Annotated in this window: 7 protein-coding genes and 1 pseudogene; 7 read left to right on the forward strand and 1 reads right to left on the reverse strand. The window is 71.6% G+C overall.

The genetic code is table 11. The features are described 5' to 3' along the window. Nucleotides 1-6: 6 nt before the first annotated feature. Entirely contained in the window at nucleotides 7-2,100 is a 2,094-nt protein-coding gene (locus J7E94_RS16050; protein ID WP_251056726.1) for a hypothetical protein, read from the forward strand. 203 nt (nucleotides 2,101-2,303) lie between these two features. On the opposite strand, the pseudogene J7E94_RS16055 reads toward J7E94_RS16050, so the two are convergent. Beyond that, nucleotides 2,304-2,741, reverse strand: a pseudogene (locus J7E94_RS16055) (aminotransferase class I/II-fold pyridoxal phosphate-dependent enzyme); the annotation flags it as partial. A gap of 23 nt (nucleotides 2,742-2,764) precedes the next feature. On the opposite strand from J7E94_RS16055, the gene J7E94_RS16060 reads away from it, so the two are divergent. The 6 genes from J7E94_RS16060 to J7E94_RS16080 form a co-directional block, all read left to right on the forward strand. Further along, complete coding sequence (locus J7E94_RS16060) at nucleotides 2,765-4,207, forward strand: recombinase family protein (RefSeq protein ID WP_215016052.1); 1,443 nt, start codon at nucleotides 2,765-2,767, stop codon at nucleotides 4,205-4,207. A 156-nt stretch (nucleotides 4,208-4,363) separates the two neighbouring features. Beyond that, nucleotides 4,364-4,567: a hypothetical protein gene (locus tag J7E94_RS16065; RefSeq protein WP_215016053.1), complete on the forward strand. Its 204-nt coding sequence runs from the start codon at nucleotides 4,364-4,366 to the stop codon at nucleotides 4,565-4,567. Nucleotides 4,568-4,847: 280 nt separating this feature from the next. Continuing rightward, on the forward strand, nucleotides 4,848-4,976 hold the full coding sequence (locus J7E94_RS35420; protein WP_285440767.1) for a hypothetical protein: 129 nt from the start codon (nucleotides 4,848-4,850) through the stop codon (nucleotides 4,974-4,976). Between the two features lie 18 nt (nucleotides 4,977-4,994). Further along, nucleotides 4,995-5,837 (forward strand): helix-turn-helix domain-containing protein, encoded by an 843-nt coding sequence (locus J7E94_RS16070; RefSeq protein WP_215016054.1) that lies wholly within the window; start codon nucleotides 4,995-4,997, stop codon nucleotides 5,835-5,837. A gap of 9 nt (nucleotides 5,838-5,846) precedes the next feature. After that, the gene (locus tag J7E94_RS16075) at nucleotides 5,847-6,536 is read left to right on the forward strand and encodes a hypothetical protein (RefSeq protein WP_215016055.1); all 690 of its coding nucleotides are present in this window, start codon (nucleotides 5,847-5,849) and stop codon (nucleotides 6,534-6,536) included. Further along, a partial coding sequence (locus J7E94_RS16080) for a hypothetical protein (RefSeq protein ID WP_374224449.1) occupies nucleotides 6,533-7,978 on the forward strand: 1,446 nt, incomplete at its 3' end. The genes J7E94_RS16075 and J7E94_RS16080, both read left to right, overlap by 4 nt.

Here is a 7,978-nt window from a genome sequence, read left to right on the forward strand (position 1 = left end):
AGTTGCATGCGGATGAGGTTGGAAGCCGAGGCCGAGGAGGAGTTCGAGGCCGCGCGTGGGCTGCTGGTCGACCGCCTGGTCCGGTGGGGTGGGGAACAGGGCCTGCCGGTGGACGGATTCACTGCCGAGACGGTGCTGGACTACCGGCACCGGGCGACGGCCGACGGCCGACTGGGGCTGTGGGAGCCGCGCCATGTGGAGGAGGTGCTGCTCTCCTGGCTGCCCCAGAACGTCACCGAGCTTCCCGGGGAGGAACGCTCCGACGCCCCGGGCACACTGCGCACGCTGCTGCGCTATCTGCACGCCGCACAGTTGGCGGACCCACGCGGCCCCTCACTCCATGATTGCCTCGCCGCGGTCGACAGGGTCGCGGAGCAGTATCCGGCGGCGATGACGGACCGCACCCGCTGGGGTCTGGCGAAGTTCTGGGCGATGACCGCCGCCGAGCAGGGCGTGGACGTCCTGGACGGGGCGGCATTGCAGCGCTTCGCGGACCGGGCGCGGCGCGGAGAGGCCGCCTACGATGGGCAGGCCCTCGACGCGATCATGGAACGGCGGCTGACCGGCCGTGCGCTGTCCGGCTCGGCCCGGGCCGAGCCGCAGCTGCCCGTGGCGCTTCCTCAGGACGACGAACTGCGCCGACCGGCCGGGGCGTCGACGACGGTGGCGCAGTTGCGCGGACTCACCGAGTGGGCGGGGCGGGACGGCCGCCCCGTGACGGCGACGGGGCGGCTGCGGATGGCAGACGCCCGCGAGTTGGCGGGCCTGCTCGGCACCGGAGACAAGACCGACGGGGTGCGCTCTTCGGCCGACCTGCCGCGGCTGGGACTGCTGGTGGAGTGGGCGAAGAAGGCGCGGCTGGTCCGGGTGGTCAAAGGGCGTTTGTACGCGGTGGCCAAGGCCCGGCCGGTGCTGGCCGACCCGCTTCAGTTGTGGCTGCGCGCCTTCGAATCGTGCTTCGAGCTGAAGCAGGCCCTGCTCGGGGCGCGCAGCGGCTGGCACGTCGAGTCGATGCTCTTCGATGTCTACGAGGATGTCCTGCAGGATGTGCTGAACACGCTCTACAGCCTGCCGTACCCGATGCCCTGGCCGCGGCTGCGCGACACAGTACACCTGGCCTATCGGACCTCCTTCCAGCTCGACGGCGGGTCGGACCTCCAGCACCGGATGTGGTTCGAGCACGCCGATCGGGACCTGCGCACGGTGCTCGACCTGCTGGACGACCTGGGCGCGATCGAGCGTGACCGTGGGATGGCTGACCCGGTGTTCCTCGATGTCGACCTCGCCGATACCGGACCCGAGCTGCTCGCGGACATGCCGCCGGAGCTCGCGGAGCTGCTGGGCGTCGCAGGCGCGACACCGGACCCGGTGGTGCGGGAGCGGGCTGATCGGCGGCGTGAGGAGCTGACCGCCGGGCCGGTCGAGCTGATCCGTCTCACCGAGCTCGGTACGCGGGCCGTACGGCAGCGGCTGCTCGCGGTCGGCCGGGACGCACCGCTGATCGGTGAACTGGCCCAGGCACCGGCGGCCGGCCTGTTGGGCGTGCTGGCCGAGGAGTACCCACCGGAGGCCGCCCAGGCGGAGCTGGCCGGCTGGATCACGGCCCGCGGCGAGCGGGCGGACGCGCTGCGGGAACTGACCGACGCCGTACGGACCGCGCCTTTCCGCACGCGTGCGCAGGCGATGCTCGGCGTGCTGCTGGCGGCGTCGCCGGACGGTGAGGGCGAGCGGCTGCTGCGCACGCTGCGTCACGACCCCCAGATGGCGCCGCTGGTGTTGAACGCGTTGGCGCAGCGTGAGCTCCTGTCTCCGGAGGACATGACCGATGCCGAGCATCTGCTGGTGCTCGCCGAGAACCTGCTTCAGCTCGTGGAGCTGGCGGGCGGCTCGGGCAGCGCCGAGGAGGCGCTGCGCGCCCAGGGCCCCCACGTCAGGGACGCCATTGCTGCCGCCTCGGACTCCGCGCACCCTGACCGGGCCGGTCTGGAAGAGCTCAGGCAGCTGGCGGCCCGGGCGCCGCGCGCTCCCGCCGCCCGTCTCGGCCGCGCCCACAGGAGCGGGCGTCCTGCTGGCAAGAGCGGCCGCAAACGGCGCCGCTGACCAGTGCCGACGCCGCCCAGTGCCGAGACGCGGGGTGGGACCGGCACTGGCACGGAGCAGGGAAAACCGGCGGTGCCGGCACCCTACGTCCTCGGCGGCGCCCCGATGCCGCGGTGCGCGCAGAATCGCCGAACTCCCACTGACCGTCGCCGCTCTGGCCGTCGAGGACGCGTGCTTCGAGCGAGGCCGGGGGCGGCGTGGGTTCAGCGCGCGAGGCGTCGCAGGCGGCTGATGGCCTCGGCGAGGACGTCGTCCTTCTTGCAGAACGCGAAGCGGACCTGGCTGCGGCCGGCGTCGGGGTCGTCGTAGAAGACGGAGTTGGGGATGGCGACGACGCCGCAGCGTTCGGGGAGGGCGCGGCAGAAGGCGTAGGCGTCCTTCTCGCCGAAGGGGGTGATGTCGGTGGTGATGAAGTACGTGCCCTGGGGCCGGTAGACCTCGAACCCGGCCGCCCGCAGGCCGTCGGCGAGCAGGTCGCGCTTGCGTTGCAGGTTGGCGCGGAAGCTGTCGAAGTACGTGTCTGGCAGGCGCAGCGCCTCGGCGACCGCGTACTGGAAGGGGCCAGCGCTGACGTAGGTCAGGTACTGCTTGGCGGTCCGGACGGCGGTCACGAGTTCCTGGGTACCGGTCACCCAGCCGACTCCTCGTTCGTACACTCATTCATATGACGCGTAACAGGCCCACCAAGAGCAACACCAGCACCGTCGGTGAGCCGGCCGCCGTCTACTGCCGCATATCCCAGGCGGACGATGACGACCAGACGGGCGTCGACCGTCAGGAGCGCATCTGCCGCGAGATCGCCGACCGGCGTGGCCTCGTCATCGACCCCGCGCACGTCTTCGTGGACAACAGCCGCTCGGCCTGGAGCCGCAAGCGGAAGCGGCCCGGCTGGGACCGCTTGCTGGAGGAGGCCCGGAATCGCGGCTTCCGGCACATCATCGCCTACCACCCCGACCGGCTCATGCGGCAACCCCGGGACCTGGAGGAACTGCTCCAGGTCTCCGACGACCATGCCGTCACACTCCACGGCGAGGCGAACCGGCGGGACCTCTCCGACCCCGACGACCGGTTCATCCTCCGCATCGAGGTCGCTCACGCCTGCCGATCCTCGGACGACACCTCACGGCGGTTGAAGTCCGCGATGCAGGACCGGGCGCGGGAAGGCAAGCCGCAGGGCGGCGTGAGGCGGTTCGGCTACAGCAAGGGCGGGATGACGATCGTCGAGGAAGAGGCCGAGATCGTCCGGGAGGTCTTCGACCGCTACCTCAAGGGCGAGGGGGCGGCGCCCATCGCGAAGGACCTGCACGGCCGGGGCGTTCGCACGGCCGGCGGCAAGGCATGGAGCAGCGGCACGGTCCGTGCGCTTCTCGACTCCCGGCACGTCGCCGGAATCCGTATGCACCAGGGCGAGGAGGTCGGACCCGGCACCTGGCCCGCGATCATCGACGCGGGCGTGTGGGCGGAGGTGCGGACGCGGCGCGAGTACCGGTCGGCGGTGCACCGCGAGGCGCTCAGTAAGCCCGCGCAGCGCTACTACCTGCTGCGCGGCCTGGTGATGTGCGGACGGTGCGGGACGCTGCTGTCCGGCACCGCCAAGGGCACCGGGCCGGTCTACCAGTGCAACCGCAGGGGCCGGAACGACGAGAAGAAGTGCACCCGGTCGATCATGGCCGAGACGCTGGAGCACTTCGTCGTGGACGCCGCGGTCGACCTGCTCGGCAAGTTGCAGGTGGACGGCCGGCTCGCCAGCACCAACCTCTCCGAAAGCGTGACCGAGGCGTTGGAGGACGACCAGCGCCAGCTCGACGAGTTGAACCAGATGTGGACCGCGAAGGAGATCTCCACGGCGGAGTACCGCAAGATGCGAAAGGAGATCACCGATCGCATCGCCAAGGCGCAGCGCAAGGTCGTCGTCCGGCCGATGGTGCTCCTCGACGGCCTCACGGGCGCGGGCGCCCGAGCTGCGTGGGACGCCGAGGACATGACGGACGAGCGGCACAACGCGGTACTGCGTTTCCTCTTCTCCGGGATCGTCATCGCCGAGCCGAAGAAGTTCGGCCGGTACATGGACTGGGACCGGATCAGCGTCGAGCAGAACCCGTTGTAGGGGGCCTCTGGCCGAGGCGATGAAGGGCGGAACATAGCCGACGATCCCCGGTCAGCCAAACCGGGGATTCTCCAGACCATGGATGTACCCAGCCAACTGCGCTGGCCCCGCCACACGCAGGCGGGCCGCCGACGGAAAGCCGCCCCGAGGACATCCATGCCCCAACGCCCGCCAGCACCCACCGCCGTCCAGCCCGTCATGACCCCTGAGGGAGCGCACCACCACCGTCAGAAGACGGACCCGGCCAGGGACGCCGCTCTCCAGCGCGTGTGCGCGGGGTTCACGACGATGATCAGCCCACAGAGCGCCGCGCGGCTCGTGAACCTACTCTCCACCGCGACCTACGCCCAGGCAGCCTGACCGAACCGAGGGAACCGTCCAGCCCCATCGGCGGGTTCGAGGACGGCTGACATACGGCTAACAGCAGCTCGCAAGGCGGTCTGGGAGTCGCCATCAACCAGCCTCCACACACTCGCTTACAGAGTCGGAAGCGCCACCCAGGACGCGTTCGCCGTGAGCTGTGTGGTTTCTCGCCCGAAAGCTGGATCTTCGCCCGCGAGTGTGGCTGTGTTGGTGTTGCGCCCGGAGCGCTGGCCTGCGGGAACAGACACCCCGGCACGCCAGGGCCAAGGAATCCCCTGTGACCGGGCCCCCTCCCACCTGCACCCTCGCGGCCCTCACGGACACCTACGACGCCGTGGGCCCGCGCCCCACCCCCACCCCACCCTGTGCACCGCCCGAAGAGGGCCGTCGCACCCGCCTGCCCTGATTAAGGAGCCGCCACCCGATGAGTTACGACGCCCGCGAATGGGTGTGGGACCACAGCAGCAGCAAGGGCACCGCCCGTATGGTCCTCGCCCTGATCGCCGACCGGTGCCGCGACCGCCGCTACATCGCTTACGCGTCCGTGCCCGCCCTCATGAAGCGCGCGAACGCCTCCCGTACGGCCGTGCGCGACGCTCTCACGCAGCTGATCGCCAGCGGGGAGCTGACCCAGCTCCTGGGCCGCAAGGGACCGCGCGGAGAGACGTACTACCACCTCCCGATGGTCGCCTCCTTCCTCGCCGGCCAAGCCGCCGAGGGGGACCGGATTCCGGCCCCTCAGGGGGCTCGGATTCCGACCCTCGGCGGGCCGGAATCCGACCCTGCCGCCACCTTCGAAGGGAGGCCGGATACCGGCCCCGGGGAGCGGATTCCGACCCTTGGGGGGACCGGATTCCAGCCCTCTGGGGGAACGGATTCCGACCCCCAGAACTGTAATGAACCGAAGGTGAACGGTAAGAGCAGCAGCTCTGCCTCCCTCATCACCGCCGCCCAGTGGGAGATCGACGACGGCACGCGGACCTGGCTGCGGCACGACGGGCACCTCGCCCGACTCGGCGAGCACGGCCTGCGGGCGGCGGACGAGAAGTGGCGCTCCTACCGGGCGACGTGGGGGCCCCGCCCCGCCGCCGCGTGGGGTGCCGACTGGCGCACATGGATCGTCCGGGAACACGCCCCCACCCCGGAACTGCCGCACCTGCGCGCCCTGCCCGGCGGCGCCGCCCCACTCGCAGGCGGCATGACCCGCGCCGAAGCCCACACCGCCGCCCTCCTCGCCGCCCTCGACGAACCGACAGGAATGGAGTAACCCACCCCCTTGGAACGCCGCGAAGTCGCCGCCATCCTTGCCTACATCGGCCGGCTGGACCCCCGCACGATCCGTACCGTCCCGGGCGAGGCCCGCGACCAGCTCGCCCAGTGGCACGAACTGCTCCACGACGTGCCCTTCGCCACGGACCACGGCTGGGACGTCCGCGAGGCGATACGGGCGCAGGTCCTCGACTCGCCCTACCCGGTCCTCCCCGTCGACGTGACGCGCAAGTGGCGCGTGTACCGCCGGGACCGCCTCGCCCGGCACACCGACCCGACGCCCACCGCCGACCCGGACGACCCGGCAGCGTGGCAGGCCGAACTGCTCGGCACCCGGAAGGCCGTGGCCACCGGAACGGCCGCGCCCTCGACGCACCGGCAGCTCACCGGTGGTGGCCCGACCCCCGACGTGGAGGCCCGTCTGCGAGCCATCGGATCGTGCATCCCACCAGCGGTACGAGCCGACTTGGCCCGCTACCGGCCGGCCCGCGCCGTCCGGGAAGCCGACATCGCGGAGGGGCTTCCTGACGCCCTCGGCGTCCCGTGCCAGTGGTGCCAGGCCGCCCGGGGCGAACCCTGCCGCGGCCGACGCGTGGGCCCCGACGGCCGGGCCCGGGGCAATGTGCCCCGCGCCACGCCCCACCCGACGCGCCGCGACCTCGCCGCTGCGGAACTCACCCGACAGGGAGCCGCATGACCGACCCCAACAGGCCGTCCCTCGCCACTGCCTTCCTCGATCCCTTGCCCCTCCTCGCGATCGTCGCGCCAATGTTCGCCGCCGCCGTGCTGCTGATCGGATGGCTCATCCGGCGAGGCCGGAGCCGTGCGGACGGCAGCCAGCCCGGTACTGCCGCGATCAAGGTCGCGGGCCTGGCAGCAGTCGGCTGTACCGCCTACAGCGCTGACACGAGCTGGCGCTTCGCCGCTGACTACCTGGACATGGGCAGCACCGTCGAGCGCGTCTTCATGTTCGCCACCGCCGAGCTGGCCCTGTTCGCCACCGCGTTGATGGCACGCCAGAACCTCAACGGGCCCGCACGCGCGCCGGGCGTGCCCGGCGTTCTGGTGTGGGTGATCACCGGAGTGCAGATCATCCCCGCTTACGCCGAGTTCGGGTTCGTCGGCGGCACCGTTCGCGCCTTCGTGGGCCCGGTCATGGCAGCGATGCTGTGGCACCTGGCCATGGGCATCGAACTGCGCCATCGCAGCGCCGAGGCCGCCTCGCGCAGCCTGGCCGCAGTCCTTGTCCGGCAGGCACGCGAACGCCTGCTGGCCCGGTCGGGCATCGCCGACCAGCACGCGGATGCCGCCCGGATCATCAGGGAGCGGGCGCTGAGCGAAGCGGTCGCCCTGATCCTCCGCGCCGAGGCGATGACCGACCGGCAGCGCGGCAAGCGAAGCGGGCGACGCCTGGCCGATCGTCTGCACCAGGCCCTGGAGCGGGCCGACGTCGACGGTGATCCGCTCCAGGACGAGTTGCTGCTGCGCAAGCTCGCCACCCGCAAACAGGCCCTCGGCCTCGCCTCCCTCACCCTGCCACCACGCTGGCACACCCCCGCCTCGTACTCCGCCCGCGAGGTAGGAACCAGCCGCCCGCCCGTCGCTTCCTCGGAGGGGTGGAAGGCGATGCGCCGCCCGCACCCGTCGCATCCGTCGGATGCGGACAGCGAAGACGCCCACCGGGCAGCCCGCCCGGAACCAGCACAACGGGCAGCGGACATGGCCCGCCCGCACCCGTCAGAGCCGGGCGGGGACCAGCCGCCCCCGACGGCCCGCCCGAAACCTGCCCGCCTGGCTCCAGGAACACCCCCGCGGGCGGAACCTGGAACCCGCCCGCCCGAGGGCAGCCCGCCGCCCACGGGCGACACCCCTGACAGAGCCGCGGGCAGGCGCGGGCGAGAACGGGCGGCCCGGAAGAAGCAGGAGGACCGCAAACCCCGCGCCACCGAAGAGGCCATCCTCGACTTCACCCGCCGCCTGTACGAGGAAACCGGAAGTGTCTCCCGCGATCGGGTGGAGAACTCCCTACGCGTCGCTGGCTACACCGTCGCTAGCGACGACGTCGGACGGATCGTCCGCGAGTTCAAGAACCAGCCCGAGACCCCTTTCAGGGCCGCGCTAACGGCGTGGTGCACGACT

It is taken from the genome of Streptomyces sp. ISL-94, from assembly GCF_018614075.1.
GTDB lineage: Bacteria > Actinomycetota > Actinomycetes > Streptomycetales > Streptomycetaceae > Streptomyces.